At 52.8% G+C, this 1,303-nt stretch carries 1 protein-coding gene; it reads left to right on the top strand.

Features of this window, described 5'->3' with window-relative positions; translation table 11 throughout:
* Positions 1 to 14: 14 nt before the first annotated feature.
* Positions 15 to 1,303 (top strand): DEAD/DEAH box helicase (locus AC1DVF_RS29310; RefSeq protein ID WP_477783643.1); only part of this gene is annotated, 1,289 nt, incomplete at its 3' end.

The raw sequence follows: 1,303 nt of genomic DNA, 5'->3' as shown, positions 1-1,303 counted from the left end.
GGATTGAGAAAGGCATGGTTTTTCATCGCCTGCAGGCACATGTTTTCCATTTGTTGATGCAAGGCAGAAACGTCGTACTAAGTGCCTCGACCAGCGTCGGTAAGAGCCTGGTGATTGATGCTGTCCTCGCACAGGGCAAGTTCCGAAAGGTTGTAGTGATCGTGCCTACGATCGCGCTCATTGATGAAACTCGCCGGCGGCTGGTCAGGCGCTTTCGTCAGCAGTGCAACATCATCACGCACCCTAGCCAAGCGGCAACAGATGCCCCTATTAATGTGTACTTGCTGACCCAGGAGAGGGTGCTCCAGCGTGATGACCTGGGTGATGTTGATTTCTTCGTCATTGACGAGTTCTACAAGCTCGACCTTGCCAGCGATTCTGACGAAAAGAATCGATCTATTGATCTCAGCCTTGCTTTTCACAAGCTTGCGAAACTGAATGCTCAGTTCTATCTACTCGGCCCACATATTCAGAACATCCAAGGCCTGGATGGGTATGAGTACAATTTCATTCCCTCGAACTTCTCGACCGTGGCAGTCGACGTGACGCACTACAACCTGCGAACGCGCGGCGACACGCGAAAGGATAAGCTTCTTGAGCTGTGCTCGCAGATCACCTCCCCTACCCTGATCTACTGCCAGTCACCGGCAAGCGCAAATCGGGTCGCGCAATATTTAATCGATGAGGGGGACTTCTCTGCGCTTGATGGCACCCGTGAAATTTCAGAATGGATTGCGGATAACTATCATCCTGCCTGGAACGTAGCGAAGGCGATTTCGCTAGGCATCGGCATTCACCACGGCGGTGTGCCAAGGGCCATCCAGCAATATTTTGTGAAGTTGTTCAACGAGCGAACCATTCGCTACATCATCTGCACGTCCACCATGATCGAGGGGGTGAACACGTCGGCAGAGAACGTCATCATCTATGACCGAAGAATCAACAACAGTCCCTTTGATTTTTTCACATTCAAGAATATTTCCGGGCGCGCCGGGCGAATGAATCAATACTTCATCGGTAAGGTTCATATGCTGGAGGAGCCACCAGAGGAGAAGAGCCTCATAGTCGAGTACCCAATCGGCTTGCAAGACGGGGCGTCCCCAATGGGACTGCTCATGAAACTCGAACCCGAATACCTCACCGACCAGTCACGGCAGCGTCTTGAGGCTGCCTATGCGACTCCTCAGCTGTCCGTCGCGACGCTGATCGAAAACAGGCACATTCCAGTCGAACGTCAGGTCGAATTGGCCGACCGAATTCTGCGAGAGCTCGCGCTGGGTAGCGTATGGCTCACGTGGAAAGG

This window comes from Pseudomonas sp. P4_D7, assembly GCF_056401755.1.
This window is presented reverse-complemented; position numbering and strand designations above follow the sequence as displayed.